Here is a 25,592-nt window from a genome sequence, read left to right as displayed (position 1 = left end):
TTTGGCCGCCACGACACCTGCCACAGCATGCATTCGCTACATTCAAAGGATGCAAGCCTCCCCCGCTCCCACCCTTTCGATCAAGCAGGTGCTGTTCTGCGGCGCCATGATCGTCACGCTCTCGATGGGCATCCGCCACGGCTTCGGCCTCTGGCTGCAGCCCATCACGCAGGCGCAGGACTGGAGCCGGCAGACCTTCTCGTTCGCGCTCGCGGTGCAGAACCTGTCGTGGGGCATCTTCGGCGTGTTCGCCGGCATGCTGGCCGACCGCTTCGGCGCGTTCCGCGTGCTGATCGGCGGCGCGATCTTCTACGCGCTGGGCCTGTTCGGCATGGCGCATTCGCCCACGCCACTGCTGTTCACCCTGAGCGCGGGCGTGCTGATCGGCGCCGCGCAGGCGGGCTCGACCTACGCCGTGATCTACGGCGTGATCGGCCGGCAGATCCCGGCCGAGCGCCGCTCGTGGGCCATGGGCGTGGCGGCAGCGGCCGGCTCGTTCGGCCAGTTCCTCATGGCGCCCATCGAAGGCCGCCTGATCGGCGCCTTCGGCTGGCAGACCGCGCTGGCGGTGCTGGCGGTGGTGGTGCTCGTGATCGTCCCGCTGGCCTTCGGCCTGCGCGAACCCAAGACCGCGGCGCTGGCCGGCCACCGCGACCAGTCAGTGCTGCAGGCCGTGGGCGAGGCTTTCCGCTACCCGAGCTTCGGGCTGCTGATGGCGGGCTACTTCGTGTGCGGCTTCCAGCTGGCCTTCATCGGCATCCACATGCCGACCTACCTGCGCGACCAGAGCCTGTCGGCCGACGTGGCGGGCTACGCGCTGGCGTTGATTGGCCTGTTCAACGTCTTCGGCACCTACACGGTCGGCCTGCTGGGGCAGAAGCTGTCCAAGCCGAAGATTCTGGCGGCCATCTACCTGGCGCGGGCGGTGTCGATCGCCCTCTTCCTGCTGGTGCCGATCTCGCCGCTCAGCGTGTACGTCTTCTCGGCGGCGATGGGCTTCCTGTGGCTGTCGACCGTGCCGGCCACCAACGCCATCGTGGCGGGCATCTTCGGCGTGGCCCACCTGTCGATGCTCAGCGGCTTCGTGTTCCTGAGCCACCAGGTGGGGTCGTTCCTGGGCGTGTGGCTCGGCGGCTTCCTGTACGACACGACGGGCAGCTACAACATCGTCTGGTACATCTCGATCGCGCTGGGCGTGTTCGCGGCGCTGATCAACCTGCCGGTCAAGGAAAGCGCCATTGCGCGCGGGGTCCGGCCGGCCGCCGTGGCGGGCTGACCGCCCCTGTTAAGGAGAACCGCGATGACGCCCCGTACGCGCAACCACTACCTGGCCCAAGCCGCCTGGCTCACCGCCGTGCTGGCGGCGCTGGGCGGCGTGTTCGCGCTGTACGTGCATCCGGCGTTCCTGGTCACGCTGGTCGACCAGGTGTGGTCCTGTTTCTGAACGATTTAGCCTTGAAACGCCCGTCCATCGGGCGGAAGCAGCTATGAAAGATGTAGCAATTCCCATGCACGCGAACACGGCACCGTCCGAATGGATCGTGCGCTGGTCGCACCTGCTCGCCCCGAACGCCACGGTGCTCGATGTGGCCTGCGGGTCCGGGCGGCACATGCAGTGGTTCGCCGGGCGCGGGCATGCAGCGACCGGCGTCGACCGGTCACCCGAGGCCGTCGAGGCAGCCGGCGCGTTCGGGCGCGTGGTGGCGGCCGACATCGAATCGGGCCCCTGGCCCTTCACGGCCCAGCGCTTCGGCGCGGTGGTCGTCACCAACTACCTCTGGCGCCCGCGCATGGCCGACATCGTGGCCGCCGTGGCGCCGGGCGGCGTGCTGCTGTACGAGACCTTCGCGGCCGGCAATGAAACCGTCGGCAAGCCCTCGCGCCCCGATTTCCTGCTGCAGCCGGGCGAGCTGCTCGGGGCCTGCGCCAGCCTGCAGGTGATCGCCTATGAAGACGGCTTCCTGCCGGAGCCGGCGCGCTTCGTCCAGCGCATTGCCGCCGTGCGGCCCGGCGAAGCGGCCGCGGGCGCCCCGCTGCGCCACTTCCTGAAGGGCAGCTGAGCGCGCCGACACAACTGTCTCCGGCCCGGCCGGAGTCAGTAGAATGGCCGCTTTCGTCCACCGACAAAGAGATTCCCTTGGAGCAACTGACAGGCAGCATCGTCGCGCTCGTCACGCCGATGCACGACGACGGCAGTGTCGACTACCCCGCCCTGCGGCGGCTCATCGACTGGCACATTGACGAAGGCACCGACTGCCTTGGCGTGGTCGGCACCACCGGCGAATCGCCGACGGTCGATGTGGAAGAGCACTGCGAAATCATCCGCGTATCCGTCGAGCAAGCCCGGGGCCGCGTGCCCGTGATGGCCGGCTGCGGCGCGAACTCGACCAAGGAAGCCATCGAGCTCGCCAAGTTCGCCAAAGGCGTCGGCGCCGACTCGCAACTCCAGGTCGTTCCCTACTACAACAAGCCCACGCAAGAGGGCCAGTACCAGCACTTCAAGGCCATCGCCGAAGCTGTCGGCGACTTGCCCGTCGTGCTGTACAACGTGCCCGGCCGCACCGTCGCCGATATGGCGCACGACACCGTGCTGCGCCTGGCGCAGGTGCCCGGCATCATCGGCATCAAGGAAGCCACCGGCAACATCGAGCGTGCCCAGTGGCTCATCCGCGATCTGCCGAAGAGCTTTGCCGTGTACTCCGGCGACGACCCGACCGCGGTGGCGCTCATGCTGTGCGGCGGCCAGGGCAACATCAGCGTCACGGCCAACGTGGCGCCGCGCAAGATGCACGAGCTGTGCGTGGCCGCGCTGGCTGGCGACGTGAAGCGCGCCATGCAGATCCAGTTCGAACTGATGCCGCTGCACCGCAACCTGTTCGTCGAACCCAACCCGATCCCGCTCAAGTGGGCCATGGCCCGCCTGGGTCTGTGCGGCGGCGCCCTGCGACTGCCGCTCACGGAACTCGGCGAAGCGAGCCGCCCGGCGGTCGAGGGCGCCCTGCGCGCCACCGGCCTGCTCAAGGACTGACCGAGCTTCCCACCGATCACACCGGTTCCCGCCTGCCTTTTCCCCCTGTTCGCAACAAGGTCAAGCAACCTTTTGCCGGAACAGTGCTCAGAGAGGGCGGGGCGCTGGGGCCCATCGATTGACCGAACCATTCCACCAAGGAAGACGACGTTGAAGAATATTTCGCGACTTGCACTGCTGGCCCTCGTTGCCAGCCTCGCCGCCTGCTCCGTCCTCGAGAGCGACAAGATCGACTACAAGAGCGCAGGCAAGGCCCCGACGCTCGAAGTCCCACCCGATCTCTCGCAGCTCTCGCGTGACAACCGCTACGCGGTGCCAGGCGGTTCCGTCACTGCCAACGCCTACCAGGCGGGCGTCGCGAACGCACCGGGCATCCCCACCGCCGTGGCCAACATCGGCGACGTGCGCATGGAGCGCTCGGGCACGCAGCGCTGGATCGTCATCAACCGCACGCCCGACCAGCTCTGGGAGCCCGTCAAAGACTTCTGGCAGGAAAGCGGCTTTCTGCTGACCACCGACCAGCGCAACCTGGGCATCATGGAAACCGACTGGGCCGAGAACCGCGCCAAGCTGCCGCAGGACATCATCCGCGGCACGCTGGGCAAGCTGGTCGACTCGGTCTACTCGACCGGCGAACTCGATCGCTTCCGCACCCGCCTGGAGCGTAACCCCAACGGCAGCACCGAGATCTTCGTCAGCCACCGCGGCATGCAGGAGGTCTACAACAACTCCCGCCAGGACCAGACCGTGTGGCAGGCCCGCCCGAGCGATCCTGAGCTCGAGACGGAATTCCTGCGCCGCCTGATGGTCAAGCTCGGCGTGACGCAAGAGCAGTCGAAGATCCTCGCCGCGACCACCGCAACGCCCAAGACCGCCACCGTGGCCAGCATCGGCAACCAGCCGGTCGTACAGATCAACGAAGGCTTCGACCGCGCATGGCGCCGTGTCGGCCTGGCCCTGGACCGCACCGGCTTCACCGTCGAAGACCGCGACCGCAGCGCCGGCGTCTACTTCGTGCGCTACGTGACGCCGAACCCCGACAAGAAGGACGACGGCTTCTTCGGCAAGCTGTTCAGCGGCTCCAAGAAGGACGAAGCGCCGATCAAGTTCCGCATCTCGGTCAAGAGCCAGGGCGAAGCCACCACGGTCTCGGTCCTGAACGACGCCGGCGCACCCGAAACCTCGGCCAACGCGCAGCGCATCGTCAAGGTCATCGCCGACGACCTGAAGTAACCCGCATGCTCCGCTTCCGAAGCCTCGGCAGCGGCAGCACGGGCAACGCCGCGCTGGTCGAATCGACGACCAGCGCCGGCCGCACCACCCGCCTCCTCGTCGACTGCGGCTTCGGCATTCGCCAGCTCGACCGGCGGCTGGCCCAGGCGGGCCTTGCCGCAGCGGACCTCGACGCCGTCTTCATCACGCACGAGCATGGCGACCACATCGGTTGCGCCCATGCGCTGTCGCTGCGCGACCGCATCCCGGTCTGGATGAGCGAAGGCACCTGGCTCGCCACCGGCGGCCGCGACTACGAAGGCCGCCTGCACCTGGCGCGCGACGACGCCGAGTTCACGGTCGGCGACCTCTGCCTGCAGCCCTTCACCGTGCCCCACGACGCCCGCGAGCCGCTGCAGCTGCGCTGCACCGACGGCAACCGCACGCTGGGCGTGCTGACCGATCTGGGCCACGCCACCAGCCATGTGCTGGCCCGGCTGCGCGGCGCGCACGCGCTGCTGCTCGAGTTCAACCACGACAGCGACCTGCTCGCCGGTTCGGCCTACCCGTCGTTTCTGAAGCAGCGCGTGGGCGGCAACTACGGCCACCTGTCGAACACCGCGGCAGCCGAGATCGCTCGCGCCGTGCTGCACGACGGGCTGCGCCACGTGGTTGCGGCGCACCTGAGCGAGCAGAACAACCGACCCGAGATCGTGCGCCGCCTCATGGCCGACGCACTGGGTGGCGACGAGGCCGAGATGCTCACGGCGACCGCTGCCGAGGGCTCGCCCTGGCTCGACGTCTGAGAAGCCGCGGCATCACCCTCCCCCCATGAAAAAGCCGCCCGAGGGCGGCTTTTTGCATGCTGTGGACCTGACAGCGGAATTACTGCTTCGGTGCCTCGCCCTTCTTGGCGGCTTCGGTCGCGGCGTTGGCAGCGTCCAGCGCCGACGAAGCGGCGGCCGACGGTGCCGATGCAGGCGCGGCGGCCGGCGGTGCGGCGGGTGCGGGTTCGGTCACGGGAGCGGGCGGCGGGGTCACGACCGCAGGCGCGGCGTCCTCCTTCTTTCCGCAGGCCACCAGGGCGGCAGCGGCGATCAGCGAGGCAATCAGGACGGACGACGGCTTCTTCATGAGGACTCCTTTGGCAATGAAGATCTGGAACCAAAAAATTCTAGACCGCCAACCCCGCCCGGATATGTCGCGGGGGTGTATTTGCGGCATTGGCTTACAAGCCGAGCGTGGAGGCCGCAAAGACCGGCCGCCCCTGGCGCCAGCACTCGTCGAAGCTTTCGCGCAGGTCACGCCGTGCACGCGCCTCGCTGCTGCAGACGCCGCGGCTGCGTTCGGGGTCGATGCGGTGCAGGCACCAGGTGGGTGTCCAGAGGGCACTGGGCACCTCCTCGGCCGAGCCCGTGCGGCCTGCCGCCCGGCATTCGACGATGTGGTCCCAGGTGCGGCGCCACGTCACGAAGCGCGCATGGCCGCGTTCGACCAGGTCGAAGCGCCGTGCCAGCAGCAACAGGCGGCGCCCGCTGGCCGACCAGGCCTGCAGCGCCTCGATGCTGGCGCGCTCGCCCAGGGGCCAGTCGGTGAAGTCGGGGTCGCTGAAGACGATCTCGCTCCAGCCCTGGTCCGTGGCGGCAGACAAGGCGTTACGGACGAGGTCGGCGAAGGCCTCCCGGCCGTCGAAGCGGCCTTCGATCAGGACCGGTACGGCGCCCTCACCCGGCATGCAGCCAGCCCGCCTCGCACCAATCGCCCAGCAGCGCCCGCGCGCCCTCGCTGGCACGGGCCAGGTCGCGCGCGCCAAGCGCGCGCTGGTCGGCCAGCCGCCGCATCAGCGTGGCGTCGGCCCCGCCGGCGCGGAAGCTCTCGCCGTTGATGTAGATGTGCCGCGCGTCGTAGAGCATGCGCGTGCGGCGGTCGAGCGTGACCTCGCGCAGCACCTCGGGCGCTTGGACGCCCTCGCCGAACCAGACGTTCGCCTTCGGCTCGGTGAGCGATTCGCCCAGCGCGCGGTCGATCGCGTCGGGGTCGCGCAGCGCGGCTTCGACGGCCTTGCGCGCGAAATCCTGCAGCGCTGCCGGCATCGCGGCCGGGGCCTCGACCGCAGGCTGCGACGGGTCGCGATAACGCGCGAGTTCGGCGGGACCGGCGTCTTCCAGGTCTTCCGAATAGGCCTGCGCGACGCGCGCCAGCAGGTCTGCGCCCAGTTCGCCCACGGCGGACGAGCGCAGCCCGATGGAGTACGTCATGCAGTCGTCGCCCACCGCCACGCCGTCGTGGGCGTACTTCGGCGGCAGGTACAGCATGTCGCCGGGCTCGAGCACGAAGGTCTGCTCGGGCTCGAAGTTCTCGAGCACCTTGAGCGGCACACCGGGCTGCAGCCGCAGGTCGGACTGCTTGCCGATGGACCAGCGGCGCTGGCCCTGCGCCTGCAGCAGGAACACGTCGTAGCTGTCGAAATGCGGGCCGACCCCGCCGGTGTCGCTCGCGTAGCTGATCATCAGGTCGTCCAGGCGCGCATCGGGCAGAAAGCGGAACTGCCGCAGCAGCTCGTGCACGCCGTCGTGGTGCAGGTCGACGCCTTGCACCAGCATCGTCCAGCCCGGCTGCTTCAGCGGCGGCAGCGCGCGCCGGGGCAGCGGGCCGTGCTTCAGCGACCAGCCGGCTTTTCCATGCCGGATCAGGCGGGACTCGACCTCCTCGCGCTCCGCCAGCGCAAAGAGCGCGGGGCGGTCGATCGGCGGCACCATCGAAGGAATGGCCTGCCGGATCAGCAGGGGTTTCTTTTGCCAGTACCGGCGCATGAACTGCGCGGGACTCAGGCCGCCGAGCAACGGCAGCGGTTGATTGATCTCCATGGGAGAATTCTGCAATGGAAATCTCTGAACAATGCGTGGTCGGCCTGACCTGGACCATGAAAGACACGCTGGGCGATGTGCTGGACGTGCTCGACGAGCCGGTGGAATTCATGGTGGGTGGTGACGACCTCTTCGACGTGATCGAGGCCGCCCTGCAGGGCCATGAGCCCGGCGCGCGCGTCCAACTGCAGATCGAACCCGAGCAGGGCTTCGGCGACTTCAACGACCAGCTGCTCTTCCTGGAGCCGCGTTCGCTGTTCCCCGAAGGCACCGAGGAAGGCATGACCTTCGACGGCTCCGCCCTGCCCAAGGGCGTGAGCGACGGCATCCCCAAGGATGCGATCTACACCGTGGCCGAGATCTACCCCGACCACCTCGTGCTCGACGGCAACCATCCGCTGGCGGGCATTGCGATTCGCCTGGACATCACGGTGCGTTCGGTGCGCGAAGCGACCGAAGAAGAAGTCGGCCGCGGCACGGCCGGCACCGCCTTCTTCAAGGTGCCGCCGATGGCGCCGGGCAACCAGATGCTGCACTGAGACCACACCATCCAACAAAGCAAAAGCCGGGCATTGCCCGGCTTTTTTCTTGGTGCGCGCGGCCGACCGCTTACATGCGCGAGATGTGGCCGTTGTCGATGCGCACGCGGTCGCCGATGCGCAGGTCGCCCGGGTTTTGCACGTCGAAGGCACGGTAGCCGCCCCGGTCGGTCTGCACCGAGACGCGGTAGCTTTCGTAGGCGCGCGGGCCGTTCTGCTGGGCCTCGATGGTGTTGCCCAGCAGGGCGCCGCCCACGAGGCCGAGCGCGGTGGCTGCGGCGCGGCCGTTGCCGTGTCCGAACTGGTTGCCCACCACGCCGCCGATGAGGCCACCCGCCACGGCACCGCCACCCGTGGTGCCGGTACCAGCGGTTTCGCTGCGCAGCACCTCGATGTTGGCCACGTGGCCGTACTCGACGTAGGCGGCTTCCTGGTACTGGATCGCCCGCGGCGGGGCCTGGTAGGGGTAGCGCGAGGTCTGGTAGACCGGGGCCGGCGCGACACAGGCCGTGAGCGTGGCCAGTGCGAGCACGGACGCAGTGACGGAAATGAAGCGCATTGAGATGTTCATGAAAGAGGCTCCTCGAAGAAAACAGCACGCGCCCGGACGGACGGCGTGCCTGCTGTGTCTAACGCCTCAGCCGAAGCCGCGATGACCAAAGACACACGCTGAAACCTTCGAGGCGAGCCGCGCGCCGGCAGTTCCGCTCTTTACGCCTTGGATACTCAGGTGCTCTTCAGCTTTGCCGGGCCACCAAACGCTCAGTGCTTGCCGGTCGAGCCGTAGCCGCCCTCGCCGCGTTGCGAGGCTGCAAATTCGGTGACGACCTGAAACTGCGCCTGCACCACCGGCACGATGACCAGTTGGGCGAGCCGTTCCATCGGCTGCAGCACGAAAGGCGTGTTGCTGCGGTTCCAGGCGCTGACCTTCAGCTCGCCCTGGTAGTCGCTGTCGATCAGGCCGACGAGGTTGCCCAGCACGATGCCGTGCTTGTGGCCCAGGCCCGAGCGCGGAAGGATCAGCGCCGCATAGGCCGGATCGGCCAGGTGGATCGCGATGCCGGTGCCCACCAGTTGCCAGGCATTGGGTTCGAGCGTGACCGGCGCATCGAGGCAGGCCCGCAGGTCGAGGCCGGCACTTCCGGGGGTGGCATACGCGGGCAATTGATCCACCATGCGCGGATCGAGGATTCGGACGTCGACTTTCACTGACTTGCTGCCTTATTTACTTCTGTTGCTGTTCTTTTTGCTTGCGGGCGGCCTCTTCGAGCACCTGCTGCCACTTGGCGACGCCGGGCCTCAGGTTGAGGCCCTTGAGAAAGCGCTTGCCGAACCACGCGGCCGCGGCGGTTCCCAGGACCAGCACGGGGAGCGACACGCCGAGAGCCCACAGCACCAGGAACACGAACGCGGCCGCACCGGCCAGCACCTTGAGCGACGCCGGGGCGAGGGCCTTGTTGTCGGCTTTCGCGGCCTCGCCACTTGGCGATTCACGCCGCGTGGCAACGGTCCCCTGCGCGCCGGGCGAAGGCGTCATGCCGACGTCCAGCCCGTGCTCGGACTCCTTGCCGGGAACGCGGGCCGACTGGCCCGCGCGCGCCGAAAGCTGCTCCACGTAGCGAGCGAAGTCGCCATTGGGTGGTGTGTTCGATTCGGTGTTCATCAGGCCCTCCAATCAGGAAGTCGCGCGGCAATTTCCGTCATCAGCTCACGCGCCAGCCGGAGCTTGGGCGCGCGGGGCAGCTCGCGCACGCCCTTGGCATCCACCAGCAGCAGCGCGTTGTCGTCCTGCCCGAAGGTCAGCGGGCCGATGTTGCCCACCAGCAGCGGAATGCCCTTGCGCTCGCGCTTGGCCTTGGCGTGCTCGGCGAGGTTCTCGCTCTCGGCGGCAAAGCCCACGCAGAACAGCTTCCTGGTCTGCGCGCGCTCGCTCTTGGCCACGGTGAGCAGGATGTCGGGGTTCTCGACGAAGTGCAGCACCGGCGTCTGGCCGCTGCCGTCCTTCTTGATCTTCTGGTCGCTGTGCGTCGCCGGCCGCCAGTCGGCCACGGCGGCCGTTGCTACAAAAATACTAGCTGCCTGTGCAGCGCGGGTGGTGGCTTCGAGCATCTCCTGCGCCGACAACACGTCGATGCGGCTCACGCCGCGCGGTGTCGGCAGGTGCACCGGGCCGGCCACCAGCGTGACCTCGGCACCGGCTTCGCGCGCCGCGCGGGCGATGGCGAAACCCATCTTGCCGGACGAGTGGTTGGTGATGCCACGGATCGGGTCCAGCGCCTCGAAGGTCGGGCCGGCGGTGACCAGCACCTTCTGGCCCGCCAGCAGCTTGGACTGGAAGAAGGCCGTGATGTCCTCAAGCAGCTGCGCCGGTTCGAGCATGCGCCCGTCACCGGTTTCGCCGCAGGCCTGCCAGCCGCTGCCCACGCCCAGCACCGTCGCGCCGTCGGCGGCCACCTGCATCAGGTTGCGCTGCGTGGCCGGATGGGCCCACATCTCGCGGTTCATGGCCGGGGCGATCAACAGCGGCACGCGGTCGGTTGGACGCGCCAGGCACAGCAGGCTCAGCAGTTCATCGGAACGCCCCTGTACCAGTCGCGCAATGAAGTCGGCGCTGCAGGGCGCCAGCACGATCACGTCGGCCTCGCGGCTCAGGTTGATGTGCGGCATGTTGTTGGGCTCGCGGGCGTCCCACTGCGAGGTGTAGACGGTGCGCCCCGAGAGCGCCTGCATCGTGACCGGCGTCATGAACTGCTCGGCTGCCTCGGTCATCACGACCTGCACCGTGGCGCCCGCCTTCACGAGCAGGCGGCACAGCTCGGCCGATTTGTAGCAGGCGATGCCCCCTGTGAGTCCGAGGACGATGTGTTTGCCGGCGAGATCTTGCATGGGACATATTGTTGCTCACATACCGACAAGATCAGGAATGGGATGGCCTTGGGCCGTGGAGGCACAAAGGGGACACCTATAATCGCAATTTCCCACTGCCCGGATTCACGCGTCCGGAACTGGCATGACCAAATTTGTCTTCGTCACCGGTGGTGTCGTATCTTCCCTTGGCAAGGGAATCGCCTCCGCCTCGCTCGCCGCGATCCTCGAATCGCGCGGCCTCCAAGTCACCCTCATCAAGCTCGATCCGTACATCAATGTCGACCCCGGCACGATGTCACCGTTCCAGCATGGCGAGGTGTTCGTCACCGATGACGGCGCCGAGACCGACCTCGACCTCGGCCACTACGAGCGCTTCATCAACACGCGGATGCGCAAGGCCAACAACTTCACGACCGGTCAGATCTACAAGACCGTGCTCGAGAAGGAACGCCGCGGCGACTACCTCGGCAAGACCGTGCAGGTGATTCCGCACATCACCAACGAGATCCAGGAATACATCAAGCGCGGCGCCGGCATCGGCACCTCGCACGAAGTCGACGTGGCCATCGTCGAGATCGGCGGCACGGTCGGCGACATCGAATCGCTGCCCTTCCTGGAAGCCGTGCGCCAGATGAGCCTGCGCAACGGCCCGAACAACTCGGCCTTCGTGCACCTCTCGTACGTGCCCTGGATCGCCGCCGCCGGCGAGCTCAAGACCAAGCCCACGCAGCACACCGCCAAGGAACTGCGCGCCATCGGCATCCAGGCCGACGTGCTGCTGTGCCGCGCCGACCGCCCGATTCCCGACGACGAGCGCGCCAAGATCTCGCTGTTCTCGAACGTGCCCGAATGGGGCGTGATCTCGATGTGGGACGTGGACACCATCTACAAGGTGCCCCGCATGCTGCACGAACAGGGCCTGGACGGCTTGATCTGCGACAAGCTGCGCATCAACACGCCGCCGGCCAAGCTCACGCGCTGGGACGACCTGGTGTACGAAGTCGAACATCCGCAACAGGAAGTGTCGATTGCCATGGTCGGCAAGTACGTCGACCTGTCGGACAGCTACAAGTCGCTCAACGAGGCGCTGCGCCACGCCGGCATGAAGAACCATGCGCGCGTGAAGATCGACTACATCGACTCCGAAACCATCTCGACGCAAGACGTGTCGCGCCTGGCGAAATACGACGCCATCCTCGTGCCGGGCGGCTTCGGCCAGCGCGGTGTCGAAGGCAAGATCTCGGCCGCCCGCTTCGCCCGCGAATCGAAGGTGCCGTACCTGGGCATCTGCCTGGGCATGCAGGTGGCCACCATCGAGTACGCCCGCCACGTGGCCGGCCTCAAGAACGCCAACAGCACCGAGTTCGACCCGGAAACGCCCACCCCCGTGATCGCATTGATCACCGAGTGGAAGGACGCCGACGGCACCGTGAAGACGCGCGACGAGAAGTCCGACCTCGGCGGCACGATGCGCCTGGGCGCGCAAAGCTCCGACGTCTCGCCCGGCACGCTGGCGCACAGCATCTACGGCGACGTGGTCACCGAGCGCCACCGCCACCGCTACGAAGCCAACGTCAACTACCTCGACGAACTGCGCAATGCGGGCCTCGTGATCTCCGCGCTCACGCAGCGCGAGCACCTGACCGAAATCGTCGAGCTGCCGCAAGACGTGCACCCGTGGTTCATGGGCGTGCAGTTCCACCCCGAGTTCAAGTCGACCCCGTGGGGCGGCCATCCGTTGTTCAACGCCTTCATCAAGGCGGCGCTCGACCACAAGGACAAGGGCGCGGGCAGCACCAGCAAGACGCTCAAGGCCGTCGCATGAAACTCTGCGGGTTCGACATCGGGCTGGACCAGCCTTTCTTCCTGATCGCCGGCCCCTGCGTGGTCGAATCCGAGCAGCTGCAGATGGACACGGCCGGCACGCTGAAGGAAATCACGGCGTCGCTGGGCATTCCGTTCATCTTCAAGAGCAGCTTCGACAAGGCCAACCGCTCGTCGGGCACGAGCTTTCGCGGCCCGGGCCGCGACAAGGGCCTCGAAATCCTGGCCAAGGTGAAGCGCGAACTCGGCCTGCCCGTGCTGACCGACGTGCACACGCATGACGACATCACCGAGGCCGCCAAGGTGGTCGACGTGCTGCAGACGCCTGCGTTCCTGTGCCGCCAGACCGATTTCATCCACGCCGCGGCGCAGTCGGGCAAGCCGGTGAACATCAAGAAGGGCCAGTTCCTCGCACCGCACGACATGAAGAACGTGATCGACAAGGCCCGCGCTGCCGCCAAGGAAGCTGGCCTCGACGAAGACAGCTTCATGGCCTGCGAACGCGGCGCCAGCTTCGGCTACAACAACCTCGTCTCGGACATGCGTTCGCTCGCGATCATGCGCGAGACGAAGGCGCCGGTGGTGTTCGACGCCACGCACTCGGTGCAGCTGCCCGGCGGCCAGGGCACCAGCTCGGGCGGCCAGCGCGAAATGGTGCCGGTGCTCTCGCGTGCGGCCGTGGCCGTGGGCGTGGCCGGTCTCTTCATGGAGACCCACCCCGACCCGAACAAAGCCCTGAGCGACGGCCCCAACGCCGTGCCGCTCAAGCACATGAAGGCCCTGCTCGAAACGCTGCTGGCGCTCGACCGGGTCACCAAGAAAAACGCATTCCTAGAGGACAGTTTTCAAGCATGAGCAGCGGTTACGTCATTGCCCACGTCGAAGTTACCAACCCGACGCAGTACGAGGAATACAAGAAGTGGTCGAGCGTCGCGATGCAGGCGCACGGCGCCGAAGTCTGCGTGCGCGGCGGCCAGGTGCAGCCGCTCGAGGGCGACTGGAAACCCACCCGCGTCGTCGTGCTCAAATTCCCCAGCTTCGAGCAGGCCAAGGCCTTCTACGAAACGCCCGAATACCTGAAGGCACGCGAAGCGCGTGCCGGCGCCGCCATCATGAACATGATCGCGGTCGAAGGCCTTTGATTCCGTTTTTTGCCAGTCCACTCCACCAAGAGACCCAGAGAAAGAAATAGAGATGAGTGCAATCGTTGACATCGTCGGCCGCGAAATTCTCGACAGCCGAGGCAACCCCACCGTCGAGTGCGACGTGCTGCTCGAATCGGGCACCATGGGCCGTGCGGCCGTGCCCTCGGGCGCTTCGACCGGTTCGCGCGAGGCCATCGAGCTGCGCGACGGCGACAAGAGCCGCTACCTCGGCAAGGGCGTGCTGAAGGCCGTCGAGAACATCAACACCGAGATCTCGGAAGCCGTGCTGGGCCTGGACGCCAGCGAACAGGCCTTCCTCGATCGCACGATGATCGACCTGGACGGCACCGACAACAAGGCCCGCCTGGGTGCCAACGCCACGCTCGCCGTGTCGATGGCCGTGGCCCGCGCCGCGGCTGAAGAATCGGGCCTGCCGCTGTACCGCTACTTCGGCGGCATGGGCGGCATGCAGCTGCCGGTGCCGATGATGAACGTCATCAACGGCGGCGCGCACGCCAACAACAGCCTGGACCTGCAAGAGTTCATGATCATCCCCGTGGGCGCCAAGAGCTTCCGCGAGGCCGTGCGTTACGGCGCCGAAGTGTTCCACGCCCTGAAGAAGATCCTGGGCGACCGCGGCATCAGCACGGCCGTGGGCGACGAAGGCGGCTTTGCCCCCAGCGTCGAGAGCCACGAAGCAGCCATCCAGCTCATCCTGGAAGCCATCGACAAGGCCGGCTACACCGCCGGCGAACAGATCGCCCTGGGCCTGGACTGCGCGGCCAGCGAGTTCTACAAGGACGGCAAGTACGTGCTGTCGGGCGAGAACCTCTCGCTCACGGCCGAGAGCTGGACCGACATGCTCGCCACCTGGGTCGACAAGTACCCGATCATCAGCATCGAAGACGGCATGCACGAAGGTGACTGGGACGGCTGGAAGCACCTGACCGAACGCCTGGGCAAGCGCGTGCAGCTGGTGGGCGACGACCTGTTCGTCACCAATACCAAGATCCTGCAAGAAGGCATCGACAAGGGCATCGCCAACTCGATCCTGATCAAGATCAACCAGATCGGCACGCTGACCGAAACCTTCGCCGCCATCGAGATGGCCAAGCGCGCCGGCTACACGGCCGTCATTTCGCACCGCTCGGGCGAAACCGAAGACAGCACCATCGCCGACATCGCCGTGGGCACCAACGCCGGCCAGATCAAGACCGGCTCGCTGTCGCGTTCGGACCGCATCGCCAAGTACAACCAGCTGCTGCGCATCGAAGAAGACCTCGGCGACATCGCCGTCTACCCGGGCCGCGGCGCGTTCTACAACCTCAAGTAGCGCCTCGCAGCCTGCATGCGCGCGCGCTTCGTCCCTCCTCTCATCCTGGTGCTGCTGCTGGTCATCCTGCAGTGGCAGCTGTGGAACGGGCGCGGCAGCGTGCGCGAGGTCGCCCAGCTGCGCACCCAGCTGGCCGACCAGAAGGACGCCAACGCCAAGGCCGCGCTCAACAACGAGCGGCTCGCGTCCGAAGTCAATGACCTGAAAGACGGCCTCGAGATGGTCGAGGAACGCGCCCGCGCGGAACTCGGCATGGTCAAACCGAACGAAGTCTTCGTGCAGATCGCGCACTGACCCTTTCCTTCGCCACCGCTTCTCGATGCCAGAGCTTCTCTCGGCCTCCGCCTTTGCGCTGTGGGGTTCTCCCGTCACCTGGCTCGAACTCGTCGCCGCCGTGCTCGCGCTCGCGATGGTCGGCTGCAACATGCGCGAGATCCACTGGGGCTGGCCGCTGGCCATCGTCAGCTCGCTGCTCTACGTGGTGGTGTTCGCCAACGCACGCATCTACGGCGACGCCTCCCTTCAAGTCTTCTTCGCTGTCGTCGCCCTGTGGGGCTGGGCGCAATGGCTGCGCGGCTTTCGCGCCGACGGCAGCGCCTTGCGGGTCAGCCGGCTGTCGCCGCGCGGCACCGCCTACGCCCTCGTGGCCTGCGCCATTGCGTGGCCCGTGGTCGCCCTCTTCCTGCGCCGCTTCACCAACACCGACGTACCCTGGTGGGACGGCTTTGTCACCGGCCTGAGCCTGGTCGGGCAGTTTCTGCTCGGGCGCAAGTTCATCGAGAACTGGCTCATCTGGCTGGCCGTGAACGTGGTCAGCGTGGGCCTGTTCATCCACAAGGGCCTGTGGCTCACGACGGCGCTGTACGCGGTGTTCGCCGTGCTCAGCGTGGCCGGCTTCCTGGCATGGCAGCGACGCCTGCCGAAGGCCGCAGCGAAGGCGGTGCCCGCATGACGCCGAACCTGCCGACCGGCTGCGTCATCGCGCTCGTGGGTGCCGAGAGCACCGGCAAGACCGAGCTCTCGCGCGCCATCGCGCAGCGCCTGCAAGACCGCGGCACGCCCGTCACGCTGGTGGGCGAGTACCTGCGCGAATGGTGCGAACGCGAAGGCCGCACGCCGCGCCCCGACGAGCAACAGGCCATCGCCGACGAACAGATGCGCCGCATCGCCGCCGCTGCCACCGCGGGCGTGGTGGTGGCCGACACCACGGCGCTCATGACGGCCGTCTACAGCGAGCAGCTGTTCGCCGACGCCTCGCTCTACGACAGCGCACTCGCCGCGCAGCGGCGCTATGCCATCACCTTGCTCACCGCGCTCGACCTGCCCTGGGTGGCCGACGACATGCGCGACGGCCCGCATGCGCGCCAGCCGACCGACACGCTGGTGCGCGCTGCGCTCTCGCGCGCCGGACTCTCGTATGCCGTGGTGCACGGCAGCGGCGGCGAACGGCTGGCGAACGCATGGAATGCGATCAACACCATCGCCGGCAACGAAGGCCGCGCCCGCACGCGCACCCGCTGCGATGCGAAGCCCGCCTCGTGGACATGGCCTTGCGAGAAGTGTTCCGACCCGGAATGCGAACATAAGCTCTTCAGCGACCTGATGGCGCACCGCGACCCCACCTGAGCCTTTCGGTTCGCAGGTGCTCGCGCGCCCTCTCCCCTTCACCGGAGACCCGATGCCCGTTTCGATTGCTGCGCGCCCTGCCCCGCGCGCTCCCGCCGCCGCTTTCCTCGCCCTGCTGCTGACCGCCGGCGCCGCTTCTGCAGCGCCCGTGGCCGCCACCGTCGAGAACGCCACCACCCCGACAGCCTGCGCCGAGGAAGACAACGTGTCGATGGTGCTGCGCGGCGACGGCATCCGCCACATGCGCATCGAAGCGCTGCAACCCAGCTACCTCGGCAGCATCGGCAACGACGTCACCGCGCCCGATTTCTCGGGCTGCAATTTCGACGGCGGCGCCCACCCGACCGACCCGGCGCACCGTTTCAAGAAGCGCACCGTCGTGCTGCTCGACAACGCGCAATGGCGCATCGTCGGCATGACGCTGCCGACCTTCTGGCGATCGGCGCGCGTGCCGGTGCAGGTCGGCGCGCGCCACGACCGCGGCTTTCACCTGCTGCAGGTGTTCAAGAAGGAGAACGGCAAGGCGCTCGAAGCCATCGTGCTCTACCCCTCCGACGGCTACTGGCGCCTCAAGCCGCTGCCCGAGGCGCGCTTCGGCGATGGCGTGTACGGCTCGTCGTTCCTGCTCGGCCCGGTCGAGCAGGCCGGGCGGCCGGTGGTGAACATCGCGTCGATCCGCGTGATACCGAAGCCGCTCGCCATCCACCTGAACTTTGCCGACGGTGGCAAGGCGGTGGCGCGTGTGACCGAAATCAGCCGCACCCGTACCGCGCTCGACGTGACGCTCTCGAAGCCCACGGCGAGCGCGAAGCAGCCCTTTGCGGTGCTGCGTTCGATGTACGTGACGCCCGACAACGCCGACATGAGCGAGGTGCGCTGGCAGGCCTCGCCACAGGCCGCCGAGCAGGTGCTGCCGCTGCCCGAGGTGAAGACGCTGAACGCCACGCAGGTGCGCTTCGGCCGCAGCCTGCCCTCGAAGCACAACACGAGCGCACCCGACATCGCGTTCAGCGGCTTCGACGACGAAGCCCGCTGAACACTACGCTGCGCGCCGCACCTCGCCGGGCGTGAGGCCCAGCACGCGGCGCATGCAGCGCGCCATGTGGCTCTGGTGCGAAAAGCCGCTCTCGAGCGCCACGAGGCTCGCGGGCAGTTCGCTGTTCAGCAGCAGGCTGCGCGCGCGATCGACGCGGCGATGCACCACGTAGGCATGCACCGCCTGCCCGGTCGAGCGCTTGAACTGCGTCTTCAGGTGCGAGGCGCTCAGGCCCGCGACCTCGGCCAGTGCGGCCAGCGACAGGTCACCGTCCAGATGCGCCTCGATGAACTCCGTGACGCGTTTCAGCTGCAGCCGCGTCAGCCCCTGCGCGGGTGACGGCGCCACCTGCGGGCCGGCGGCGATCAGCTGCACCGCGAGCGCAGTGCCCAGGCTGTCGGTGTAGAGCCGGCCGTTGGGAAAGCCCGCACGGCGCTCGGCGTCGAGCGCCCAGGCAATGTGCTCGATCTGTGGATTGCGGAACTGGTGGCGTTCGCCGAGCACCGCGCGCTCGGCCGGCAGGCCCATCTCGTCGGCCGTGCGCACCAGCAACGCGGGCGCCATGCGCACCACCACCGAGGTGCTCGCCGATTCCTCGTGCCAGATGTCGGTGCTGCCGGCCGGCAGGATGTCGAGGTCGCCGCGCGTGTAGAGAAAGCGATGGAACTGGCACGCGCCTGCCACTGGCGCACCTGCGTGCAGCTTGAGGCGGTGGTCGGGCAGCGCCTCGTAGCCGACCACACCGCCGGGGGTCTGGCGCACGTCGACGCGCAGGCTGTCGGTGGCGGGTGGCGCGACAAAGCTGTCGGCCGACAGCGCCACCTCGGGCGCCGCACCACCGTGCCCGCGCAGATCGGTGTCCAGATCGGTATCGCTCATCGAAACATTATGGGCCGCGAGCGGCGTGCATGCCGTCGACCGTTTGTGCTCCCCCACGGCTGAACGTGCGCGACCGCAAGCCGAGCGATCCGGATCATCGACGGCCATGAACACCACCTCATCTACACCCTACGCAGGCAAGAAAGCCGTCATCACCGGCGGCACCCTCGGCATGGGCCTGGCCACCGCGCAGGCGCTGCTCGAAGGCGGCGCCGACGTGCTCGTGACCGGCCGCAACCCGCAGAACCTGGAGGCCGCACGACGCGTGCTCGGCCCGTTCGGTACGCGGGCCCACGTGCTGGCGTCCGACACCGCTTCGCTGACCGACATCGATGCACTGGCCGCCATGGTGCGCGAGCGCTTCGACCGCATCGACCTGCTGCACATCAACGCGGGCATCTCGTCGCTCGAACCCTTCGAACAGGTGACCGAAGCGGGCTACGACCGCGCGTTCGCGGTCAACACCAAGGGCCCGTTCTTCACGGTGCAGCGCCTGGCGCCGTTGATGCCGGCGGGCAGCGCGATCGTCTTCACCTCGTCCATCGCGGACGAAGGCGGCATGCATGGCCTGAGTGTCTACAGCGCCACCAAGGCCGCCCTGCGCTCGATGGCCTCGGGTTTCGCGGCGGAGCTGGTGACGCGCGGCATCCGCGTGAACGTGGTGAGCCCCGGCTTCATCGACACGCCCACGCTCGGCGTGACCGACGCGAGCGCCGAAGAGCGCGCCGAGTTCATGCGCCTGGGCGACCAGATCACGCCGATGCGTCGCCACGGCACGTCGGCCGAAGTGGCGCGCGCGGTGCTCTTCTTCGCCTTCGAGGCGACCTTCACGACGGGCGCACGGCTCACCGTCGACGGCGGGCTGGGCCAGGGCCTGACACCGGCTGCCGCTTGATCCGATCTCTCACCAAGGACCTCACATGACCGACGTTTCCCTCATCGGCCTCGGCCCCATGGGCATTGCCCTCGCGCGCGCCCTTCAATCATCGAAATTCACGCTGACGGTGTGGAACCGCACCGCCGAGCGCGCGAAGCCTCTGTTGAACCCAGGCACGGTGCTCGCACCGACAGCCCTCGCCGCCGTGCAGGCCAGCCCCGTGGTGCTGGTCTGCGTGGCCGACTACCCGGCGTCGCGCGCCATCCTCGCCGCGCCCGGCGTTCACGATGCGCTGCGCGGCAAGGTGCTGGTGCAGCTGAGCACCGGCACGCCGCAGGACGCGCGCGACGACTGGGCCGCGCTGAGCGGCGTGGCCTACCTCGACGGCGCCCTGCTCGCCACGCCGGGCCAGATCGGCCGGCCTGACACGCCGCTCTTCATCTCCGGCGAAGCACGCGCCCTTGCCGCCTGTCGGCCGCTGCTCGAAGCCATCGCCGGCAACATCCAGCACATGGGCGAGCCGATCGGCAACGCGGCCGCGTGGGACTTGGCCACGCTCTCGTGCATGTTCGGCGCGATGAGCGGCTTCTTTCACGGCGTGCGCATCTGCGAAGCCGAGGGGCTGCCGGTGGACGGGTTCTCTCAGATGATCGGCGCGATCTCGCCGGTGCTCGGCGAAATGATCCAGGCCGAGGGCGAAGCCATCCACGCCGGCCAGTACGGCAAGCCCGAGAGTTCGATGGCCACCTGCGCAGGCTCCGGCCGGCTGTTCGTGAAGCAGGCGCGCGAGGCGCAGCTCGACGCGAGCTTTCCGGACTTTTTGATGGGGCAGTTCGACCGTGCGCTGGGCGCGGGCCTGGGCAACGAGCGCCTGGCCGCGATGGTCAAGGTGCTGCGACAACAGCAGCCGCAGCCCGACTGACCCGCGTCGCGCTTACTGGACGACCGGGCTGCCCGGCAGCTGGTCGCTCGGCGGCTTGAACAGCTGCGCGGTGTCGATCGCGTCGAAGCGGTACTGCTTGCCGCAGAAGTCGCAGCCGACCTCGATGTCGCCGCGCTCGGCGAGGATTTCCTCGGCCTCTTCCACACCGAGCCCGCGGATCATCTGCGCCACGCGCTCGCGGCCGCAGGTGCATGCGAAGTGCGGGCCCTGCAGGCCGGCCTGCGGTTCGAAGCGCAGCAGCTTTTCTTCCCAGAACAGGCGTCGCAGGATGGTCTCGACGTCGAGCGTGAGCAGCTCGTCGCGCGTGAGGCTCGACGCGAGGATCGAGATGCGGTTGTATTCCTCGTTGCGGCCGATGCGGTCTTCACTGGCCTGGTCGCGGTCCTTGTCGGAGGTGCCTTCGAGGTTGCCCTCGCCCTTGATGGGCAGGCGCTGGATCAGCAGGCCGGCCGCCACCTGGTCGTCGGCCGCGAGCACCAGCGTGGTGTCGAGCTGCTCGCTTTGCAGCATGTAGTGCTGGAGCACGTCGCTGAGCTTGCCGAGCTTTTCACCGTCCTCGCCGAACAGCGGCACGACGCCCTGGTACGGCGTGGCGCCCGGGAGCTTGTCTTTCGGGTCGAGCGTGATCGCGCAGCGGCCCTTGTTGTTCACGTTGACCATGTCGGGCAGGTGCGCGTCGGCCGGCAGGTCACCGATCACCTTGGCAGTGGCGCGCACGCTCAGGTCGGGCTTGGCCTCGGCCACGGCCACCTTCACGGGGCCGTCGCCGAAGATCTGCAGGATCAACGCGCCGTTGAACTTGATGTTTGACTGCATCAGCGTGGCCGCAGCCGTCATCTCGCCGAGCAGTTCGGCCACCGGCGGCGGGTACGGGCCGGTGGCGGTGTTGGAGGCGCGCCGCGCAAGGATCTCCTGCCACGCATCCGTCAGGCGCACGATCATGCCGCGCACCGGCAGGCCATCGAACAGGAATTTGTGCAGCTCGCTCAAAACGGATTCTTTCTCTCAGTGCCTGCGCGGGTCAGGCGATTTTTTTCAGGCCCTTCGCGAAGCGATGGGCGTTTTCTACATAGTGCTCGGCGCTTTGCCGCAGCTTGGCGGCGGCGGCATCGTCGAGCGTGCGCACCACCTTGGCGGGCGAGCCGATGATGAGGGAGTTGTCGGGAAACTCCTTGCCCTCGGTCACGACGCTGCCGGCGCCAACGATCGAATTGCGGCCGATCTTGGCGTTATTCAAGACCACCGCCTGGATGCCGATCAGCGAGTTGTCGCCGATGGTGCAGCCGTGCAGCATCACCTGGTGCCCCACCGTCACGTTGTCGCCGATGGTCAGCGGGCAGCCGATGTCGGCATGCAGCACCGACAGGTCCTGGATGTTGCTGTTGCGCCCGATGGTCAGCACCTCGGTGTCGCCGCGCAGCACGGCGCCGAACCAGACGCTCGCGTTCTGTGCCAGTTCGACATTGCCCATGACCTGGGCGCTGTCCGCGACCCATGCGCCTTCGCCAAGGCGCGGGGCAATGCCATCCAATTCGTAAATCGCCATCGTGGTTGTCTCCGGAGGGGCAAAACTAGAATTGTAGGGATGCACCCCCGATTGAGCGCGCTGGCCGCGCTGCGCCTGACAGACCCCGACGACAAGGTGGCCGCCACGCGCGCCACAGCTGCACAGGCAGCTACTGTTTCCATAGCACTCGAGCCCCTGCGCACGCCCGGCGACGATGACGGCGTGCCGGGCCGCCCCGAGCGCCCGCTGCGCGTGGCCGCCACCGCGGTGCAGAAGCGCTCGCCCTTCACGCCCGACGGCCGCGCCGCGCTGATCCATTCGATCTGCCACATCGAGTTCAACGCGATCAACCTCGCGCTGGACGCCGTGTGGCGCTACGACGGCATGCCCGAGGCCTACTACCGCGACTGGCTGCGCGTGGCCGACGAAGAGGCGCAGCACTTCACGATGCTGCACACGCACCTGCAGGGCATGGGCTGGCGCTACGGCGACTTTCCGGGCCACGACGGCCTGTGGAACATGTGCGAGAAGACGAAAGACGACGTGCTCGCGCGCATGGCGCTGGTGCCGCGCACGCTCGAGGCGCGCGGGCTCGACGCCACGCCGCTGATCCAGTCCAAGCTCAAGCGCGTGAACACGCCCGATGCGCTGCGCGCGGTCGAGATCCTCGACATCATCCTGCGCGACGAAGTGGGCCACGTGGCCATCGGCAACCACTGGTACCGCTGGCTGTGCGAACGCGCCGGGCTCGACGCCGAAGCCAACTACCCGGCCCTGGTCGCGCGCTACGACGCGCCGCGCCACAAGCCGCCTTTCAACCTCGAAGCACGCAGCCGGGCGGGCTTCAGCCCCGCAGAGCTGCGCGCGCTGACCGATTCCCGCCCCGAATAATTCTCGTGATGACCGATGTGATTTCCGACCAGACCTGGTCACGCGCCGACCTGCAAGCCTGCCTGCAAGACCGCGACACGCCGCCGCACTTCGAACGCTGCCATTTCGACGAGGCCGACCTGTCGCGCCTCGACCTGCGCGGTGCGCAGTTCACGCTGTGCAGCTTTGCCGAAACCTCCTTCGACCGCGCGCAGCTGGCCGACACGCGCTGGGTGGGATGCCGCGCGCGCCAGGCCGACTTCGGGCTCGCCGACCTCACGAACGCGCGCTTCCAGGACTGCGACCTGAACAACACGCAGTGGGCGCGCGCCAAGCTGGCCTCGGCGCTCTTCACGGGCGTGAAGCTCACCGGCGCGCACTTCGGCGAGGTGTCGGCGCTGGGCGTGGTTTTCAAGGACTCGCTGCTGATCGACGCGCACCTGCGCGGCCTGTCGTTCCGCAAGCAGACGCTCGCGCAGCTCGACCTGTCGGAGGCCGACCTGTCGGGCTGCGATTTCCGCGAGACCATCTTCGAAGGCGGCAGCCTGCGCAACGCGCACCTGAAGCTCGCGCGCTTCGAAGGCGCCGACCTGCGCGACGTGGACCTGGGCGGCCTGCGGCTGGCCAACGCCGCGCCGTTCAAGGGCGCGACCATCTCCCACCGGCAGGCCGCCGCGCTGGTCGAGGAACTGGGCCTGCGCGTCGTCTGAGATTCAAGACGTCGCGGTGCGGCTGTGCACCACCAGCTTCGGCGTGAAGTACTGCAGCACCTCGCCGCGCTGGTTGCGCGTCTGGCAGCGCATCGTGACCATCGCGCGGCCGGGCTTGGAGCGCGAGGGCGTGATGTCGACCACCTCGCTCAGCACATGCAGCACGTCGCCGGGCCGCGTGGGCTTGGGCCATTGCAGCTCGCCACCCGAGCCGATGATGCCGTCGGCCAGCGGGATGCCGCTGTCGACCAGCAGCTTCATCGTGAGCGCCGCCGTGTGCCAGCCGCTCGCGGCCAGCCCGCCGAAGAAGGTGTTTTTTGCAGCCTCTTCATCGGTGTGGAAGGGCTGCGGGTCGAACTGCTGCGCGAAGGCCTTGATCTGCGCCACGTCGAGCAGGTGTTCGCCGCTCTGGAAACGATCGCCGACCTTCAGGTCTTCGAGATACAACAGCGTGGCCATGGGAGTCTCCTTGTTTCGTTGCCCGTCATTCTCGGGCGATCAGACGCGCTCGAGGATGGTGGCAATGCCCTGCCCGCCGCCGATGCATTGGGTCGCCAGCGCATAACGGCCGTTCTCGCGCGCCAGCAACGAAGCCGCCTTGCCCGTGATGCGCGCGCCGGTCGCGCCCAGCGGGTGGCCGATGGCCAGGCCGCCGCCGTCGAGGTTCACCGTCGCCGGATCGAGCCCGAGGTCGCGGATGCAGGCCAGCGCCTGCGACGAGAAGGCTTCGTTGATCTCGACCACGTCCAGGTCGGCCACGCTCAGGCCCGCACGTGCGAGCGCCTTGCGCGTGGCGGGAATCGGGCCGATGCCCATGACGGCCGGGTCGACGCCCACGGTCGCGAACGAACGGATGCGCGCCAGCGGCTTCAGGCCGTGCTTGACGGCGAAGGCGTCGCTGGTGACCAGCACCACGGCCGCGCCGTCGGTCAGCGGCGATGAGGTGCCGGCCGTGACCACGCCGTCCGGACGAAACACGGGCTTGAGGTTGGCCAGCGCCTCGGCCGAGGTCGACGGGCGGATGCAGCCGTCGGCATCGGCCACCTCGCCGGAGGCCAGCCGCACCGGCACGATCTCGGCGGCCAGCCGGCCCTGCGCACGCGCTTCGGCCGCCTTGCGGTGCGACTCGACGGCCAGCGCTTCCTGGTCGGCGCGGCTCACGTTCCAGCGCTGCGCGACGTTCTCGGCGGTCTCGCCCATCGAGATGTAGGCATCGGTGTTCGCCAGCAGCTCGGGGCTGGGCGAGAAGTTGAAGCCGCCCTGCGGCACCATCGTCATCGACTCCACGCCCACGCACAGGAAAGCCTCGCCCATGCCCGCCTCGATCTGCGCGGCGGCGATGTGCACGGCCTGCATCGACGAGCCGCAGAAGCGGTTCACCGTCATGCCGCCCACTTCGTGCGGCAGCCCGGCCAGCAGCCCGACGACGCGCGCGAGGTTGTTGCCCTGCGACGCCTCGGGGTAGGCGCAGCCCAGGATGATGTCTTCGAGCAGCGCGGGGTCGAGGTCGGTGCGCTGCAGCAGGCCCTGCACCACGCCGGCGGCGAGCGTGTCGGGGCGCACCTCGGCCAGCGCGCCCTTCCTGGCGAAGTGGAACGGGGAACGGGCGTAGGCGGAAATCACGGCTTTCATGGGAACACTCCTTGGAGAAAAACTACCATCCAATCGGTAGGCTTCGGGGTTCAAAAAAAGGCACGCCCGGCGTGCCCGTGGTGAAACAGATCGGTCAGTCCAGCGGCAGCGCGCGCCGCAGCTGGGCGATGGCGTCGTCGAAGTCTTCGACGCGGCCTGTCATGCGCGACGCGAGCAACGCGCCCTGGCACGACGAGAACACGAAGGCCGCGAGCGAGGCCACGGGGTTGTCTTTCTGTGCCTGCGCCGGCACCAGCGCGCCGAGCACGCCGGTGAGCCACATCACCTGCGTGTTGCGCAAGGCCTGCACGGCCTGGCGCAGGTCTTCGTTGATGCAGTCCCAGCCCGGCGCCAGCGCGCCCGCCGGGCACAGGCCCGAGCCGGCCTTCAGCGTGTTGCGGTACATGCGGAAATACGATTCGAGCGCGTCCTTGGGCTCGCGGGCGCGCGCCGCCACCCAGTCCTTGAAGCCCTGCGTGGCGCCCTGGATCACCGCGATGCCCAGCGCTTCCTTGGTGGGAAAGTGGTGGTACAGGCTGGCCTTGCGCACGCCCACCGCGTTGGCCACGTCCTGGAAGCTGAAGCCCAGGTACGAACGGGTTTCGATGAGCCCGCGCGCCACCGCGAGGATCTGATCGCGAGTGCCGCCGGGGGCCAGGGTGGAAGCGTCGTGCATCTACCTACTATAAGGTAGGC

32 protein-coding genes are annotated in these 25,592 nt (G+C 67.9%); 19 read left to right on the top strand and 13 right to left on the bottom strand.

The window, feature by feature from the left end:
* Nucleotides 1-49: 49 nt before the first annotated feature.
* The 6 genes from CY658_RS22605 to CY658_RS22585 all read left to right on the top strand — a co-directional run bounded on the left by CY658_RS22605 (nt 50) and on the right by CY658_RS22585 (nt 5,046).
* Nucleotides 50-1,276 carry an MFS transporter gene (locus tag CY658_RS22605; RefSeq protein WP_101492305.1) on the top strand — a complete coding sequence of 409 codons (1,227 nt, stop codon included), beginning with the start codon at nt 50-52 and terminating at the stop codon, nt 1,274-1,276.
* Nucleotides 1,277-1,300: 24 nt separating this feature from the next.
* Nucleotides 1,301-1,444: a hypothetical protein gene (locus CY658_RS32830; protein ID WP_180839019.1), complete on the top strand. Its 144-nt coding sequence runs from the start codon at nt 1,301-1,303 to the stop codon at nt 1,442-1,444.
* Between the two features lie 64 nt (nt 1,445-1,508).
* Nucleotides 1,509-2,060: a class I SAM-dependent methyltransferase gene (locus tag CY658_RS22600; protein ID WP_374221125.1), complete on the top strand. Its 552-nt coding sequence runs from the start codon at nt 1,509-1,511 to the stop codon at nt 2,058-2,060.
* 71 nt (nt 2,061-2,131) lie between these two features.
* Nucleotides 2,132-3,028 (top strand): 4-hydroxy-tetrahydrodipicolinate synthase, encoded by an 897-nt coding sequence (gene dapA, locus CY658_RS22595; protein WP_374221129.1) that lies wholly within the window; start codon nt 2,132-2,134, stop codon nt 3,026-3,028.
* A 150-nt stretch (nt 3,029-3,178) separates the two neighbouring features.
* The gene (bamC, locus tag CY658_RS22590) at nt 3,179-4,261 is read left to right on the top strand and encodes an outer membrane protein assembly factor BamC (RefSeq protein WP_101492302.1); all 1,083 of its coding nucleotides are present in this window, start codon (nt 3,179-3,181) and stop codon (nt 4,259-4,261) included.
* A 5-nt stretch (nt 4,262-4,266) separates the two neighbouring features.
* Entirely contained in the window at nt 4,267-5,046 is a 780-nt protein-coding gene (locus CY658_RS22585) for an MBL fold metallo-hydrolase (RefSeq protein WP_101492301.1), read from the top strand.
* 79 nt (nt 5,047-5,125) lie between these two features.
* On the opposite strand, the gene CY658_RS22580 is transcribed toward CY658_RS22585, so the two are convergent.
* From CY658_RS22580 to CY658_RS22570, 3 genes are all read right to left on the bottom strand, one after another.
* On the bottom strand, nt 5,126-5,374 hold the full coding sequence (locus CY658_RS22580) for a hypothetical protein (RefSeq protein ID WP_101492300.1): 249 nt from the start codon (nt 5,372-5,374) through the stop codon (nt 5,126-5,128).
* 94 nt (nt 5,375-5,468) lie between these two features.
* On the bottom strand, nt 5,469-5,975 hold the full coding sequence (locus CY658_RS22575; RefSeq protein WP_101492299.1) for a hypothetical protein: 507 nt from the start codon (nt 5,973-5,975) through the stop codon (nt 5,469-5,471).
* Nucleotides 5,965-7,107, bottom strand: a complete 1,143-nt coding sequence (locus CY658_RS22570; protein WP_101492298.1) for a JmjC domain-containing protein — start codon at nt 7,105-7,107, stop codon at nt 5,965-5,967. The genes CY658_RS22575 and CY658_RS22570 overlap by 11 nt, the downstream gene beginning before the upstream one ends.
* A 14-nt stretch (nt 7,108-7,121) precedes the next feature.
* Here CY658_RS22570 and CY658_RS22565 point away from each other — a divergent pair, with 14 nt between their 5' ends.
* Nucleotides 7,122-7,646: an FKBP-type peptidyl-prolyl cis-trans isomerase gene (locus CY658_RS22565; RefSeq protein ID WP_101492297.1), complete on the top strand. Its 525-nt coding sequence runs from the start codon at nt 7,122-7,124 to the stop codon at nt 7,644-7,646.
* Between the two features lie 70 nt (nt 7,647-7,716).
* On the opposite strand, the gene CY658_RS22560 is transcribed toward CY658_RS22565, so the two are convergent.
* The 4 genes from CY658_RS22560 to coaBC all read right to left on the bottom strand — a co-directional run bounded on the left by CY658_RS22560 (nt 7,717) and on the right by coaBC (nt 10,532).
* On the bottom strand, nt 7,717-8,217 hold the full coding sequence (locus CY658_RS22560) for a glycine zipper 2TM domain-containing protein (RefSeq protein ID WP_101492296.1): 501 nt from the start codon (nt 8,215-8,217) through the stop codon (nt 7,717-7,719).
* Between the two features lie 191 nt (nt 8,218-8,408).
* Nucleotides 8,409-8,855, bottom strand: coding sequence for a dUTP diphosphatase (gene dut, locus CY658_RS22555; protein WP_101492295.1), 447 nt, complete (start codon nt 8,853-8,855; stop codon nt 8,409-8,411).
* Between the two features lie 16 nt (nt 8,856-8,871).
* Nucleotides 8,872-9,309 (bottom strand): hypothetical protein, encoded by a 438-nt coding sequence (locus CY658_RS22550; protein WP_101492415.1) that lies wholly within the window; start codon nt 9,307-9,309, stop codon nt 8,872-8,874.
* On the bottom strand, nt 9,309-10,532 hold the full coding sequence (gene coaBC / locus CY658_RS22545) for a bifunctional phosphopantothenoylcysteine decarboxylase/phosphopantothenate--cysteine ligase CoaBC (RefSeq protein ID WP_101492294.1): 1,224 nt from the start codon (nt 10,530-10,532) through the stop codon (nt 9,309-9,311). The genes CY658_RS22550 and coaBC overlap by 1 nt, the downstream gene beginning before the upstream one ends.
* 124 nt (nt 10,533-10,656) lie before the next feature.
* On the opposite strand from coaBC, the gene CY658_RS22540 reads away from it, so the two are divergent.
* The 8 genes from CY658_RS22540 to CY658_RS22505 are packed head-to-tail and all read left to right on the top strand — an operon-like array spanning nt 10,657 to nt 17,478.
* Nucleotides 10,657-12,339 (top strand): CTP synthase, encoded by a 1,683-nt coding sequence (locus CY658_RS22540; protein WP_101492293.1) that lies wholly within the window; start codon nt 10,657-10,659, stop codon nt 12,337-12,339.
* On the top strand, nt 12,336-13,193 hold the full coding sequence (gene kdsA, locus CY658_RS22535) for a 3-deoxy-8-phosphooctulonate synthase (RefSeq protein WP_101492292.1): 858 nt from the start codon (nt 12,336-12,338) through the stop codon (nt 13,191-13,193). The genes CY658_RS22540 and kdsA overlap by 4 nt, the downstream gene beginning before the upstream one ends.
* Nucleotides 13,190-13,480: a DUF1330 domain-containing protein gene (locus CY658_RS22530; RefSeq protein WP_056583246.1), complete on the top strand. Its 291-nt coding sequence runs from the start codon at nt 13,190-13,192 to the stop codon at nt 13,478-13,480. The genes kdsA and CY658_RS22530 overlap by 4 nt, the downstream gene beginning before the upstream one ends.
* Nucleotides 13,481-13,532: 52 nt before the next feature.
* Nucleotides 13,533-14,816 carry a phosphopyruvate hydratase gene (eno, locus tag CY658_RS22525; RefSeq protein WP_062474653.1) on the top strand — a complete coding sequence of 428 codons (1,284 nt, stop codon included), beginning with the start codon at nt 13,533-13,535 and terminating at the stop codon, nt 14,814-14,816.
* Nucleotides 14,817-14,831: 15 nt separating this feature from the next.
* Nucleotides 14,832-15,110 (top strand): cell division protein FtsB, encoded by a 279-nt coding sequence (ftsB, locus tag CY658_RS22520; protein ID WP_070059525.1) that lies wholly within the window; start codon nt 14,832-14,834, stop codon nt 15,108-15,110.
* A gap of 25 nt (nt 15,111-15,135) precedes the next feature.
* On the top strand, nt 15,136-15,768 hold the full coding sequence (pnuC, locus tag CY658_RS22515) for a nicotinamide riboside transporter PnuC (RefSeq protein ID WP_101492291.1): 633 nt from the start codon (nt 15,136-15,138) through the stop codon (nt 15,766-15,768).
* On the top strand, nt 15,765-16,442 hold the full coding sequence (locus CY658_RS22510; protein WP_101492290.1) for an AAA family ATPase: 678 nt from the start codon (nt 15,765-15,767) through the stop codon (nt 16,440-16,442). The genes pnuC and CY658_RS22510 overlap by 4 nt, the downstream gene beginning before the upstream one ends.
* A 52-nt stretch (nt 16,443-16,494) precedes the next feature.
* The gene (locus CY658_RS22505) at nt 16,495-17,478 is read left to right on the top strand and encodes a hypothetical protein (protein ID WP_101492289.1); all 984 of its coding nucleotides are present in this window, start codon (nt 16,495-16,497) and stop codon (nt 17,476-17,478) included.
* Between the two features lie 3 nt (nt 17,479-17,481).
* Here the strand turns inward: CY658_RS22505 and CY658_RS22500 are convergent, their stop codons facing one another.
* Nucleotides 17,482-18,357 carry an AraC family transcriptional regulator gene (locus CY658_RS22500; RefSeq protein WP_101492288.1) on the bottom strand — a complete coding sequence of 292 codons (876 nt, stop codon included), beginning with the start codon at nt 18,355-18,357 and terminating at the stop codon, nt 17,482-17,484.
* A 106-nt stretch (nt 18,358-18,463) separates the two neighbouring features.
* On the opposite strand from CY658_RS22500, the gene CY658_RS22495 reads away from it, so the two are divergent.
* On the top strand, nt 18,464-19,252 hold the full coding sequence (locus tag CY658_RS22495; protein WP_101492287.1) for an SDR family oxidoreductase: 789 nt from the start codon (nt 18,464-18,466) through the stop codon (nt 19,250-19,252).
* Between the two features lie 25 nt (nt 19,253-19,277).
* The gene (locus CY658_RS22490) at nt 19,278-20,156 is read left to right on the top strand and encodes an NAD(P)-dependent oxidoreductase (RefSeq protein WP_101492286.1); all 879 of its coding nucleotides are present in this window, start codon (nt 19,278-19,280) and stop codon (nt 20,154-20,156) included.
* A gap of 12 nt (nt 20,157-20,168) precedes the next feature.
* Here CY658_RS22490 and hslO read toward each other — a convergent pair whose 3' ends face one another.
* The gene (gene hslO / locus CY658_RS22485) at nt 20,169-21,167 is read right to left on the bottom strand and encodes an Hsp33 family molecular chaperone HslO (protein ID WP_101492285.1); all 999 of its coding nucleotides are present in this window, start codon (nt 21,165-21,167) and stop codon (nt 20,169-20,171) included.
* Between the two features lie 31 nt (nt 21,168-21,198).
* Nucleotides 21,199-21,723, bottom strand: a complete 525-nt coding sequence (locus CY658_RS22480; RefSeq protein ID WP_101492284.1) for a gamma carbonic anhydrase family protein — start codon at nt 21,721-21,723, stop codon at nt 21,199-21,201.
* Nucleotides 21,724-21,762: 39 nt separating this feature from the next.
* Between CY658_RS22480 and CY658_RS22475 the strand changes: the two genes are divergently transcribed.
* Both CY658_RS22475 and CY658_RS22470 read left to right on the top strand, forming a co-directional pair.
* The gene (locus CY658_RS22475; protein WP_101492283.1) at nt 21,763-22,575 is read left to right on the top strand and encodes a ferritin-like domain-containing protein; all 813 of its coding nucleotides are present in this window, start codon (nt 21,763-21,765) and stop codon (nt 22,573-22,575) included.
* Between the two features lie 8 nt (nt 22,576-22,583).
* A complete protein-coding gene (locus tag CY658_RS22470; protein ID WP_101492282.1) occupies nt 22,584-23,264 on the top strand; it encodes a pentapeptide repeat-containing protein in 681 nt (226 codons plus the stop codon).
* 3 nt (nt 23,265-23,267) lie between these two features.
* Here CY658_RS22470 and CY658_RS22465 read toward each other — a convergent pair whose 3' ends face one another.
* The 3 genes from CY658_RS22465 to CY658_RS22455 all read right to left on the bottom strand — a co-directional run bounded on the left by CY658_RS22465 (nt 23,268) and on the right by CY658_RS22455 (nt 25,572).
* On the bottom strand, nt 23,268-23,723 hold the full coding sequence (locus CY658_RS22465; protein ID WP_099796273.1) for a MaoC family dehydratase: 456 nt from the start codon (nt 23,721-23,723) through the stop codon (nt 23,268-23,270).
* A 39-nt stretch (nt 23,724-23,762) separates the two neighbouring features.
* Nucleotides 23,763-24,896 (bottom strand): thiolase family protein, encoded by a 1,134-nt coding sequence (locus CY658_RS22460; RefSeq protein WP_101492281.1) that lies wholly within the window; start codon nt 24,894-24,896, stop codon nt 23,763-23,765.
* A 94-nt stretch (nt 24,897-24,990) separates the two neighbouring features.
* Entirely contained in the window at nt 24,991-25,572 is a 582-nt protein-coding gene (locus CY658_RS22455; RefSeq protein WP_095947288.1) for a TetR/AcrR family transcriptional regulator, read from the bottom strand.
* Nucleotides 25,573-25,592: the final 20 nt, after the last annotated feature.

The sequence above is a fragment of the Variovorax sp. RO1 genome, from assembly GCF_002849325.1.
Classification (GTDB): domain Bacteria; phylum Pseudomonadota; class Gammaproteobacteria; order Burkholderiales; family Burkholderiaceae_C; genus Variovorax.
The sequence above is the reverse complement of the archived record's forward strand: the minus strand, read 5'-3'. Positions and strand labels throughout refer to the sequence as shown.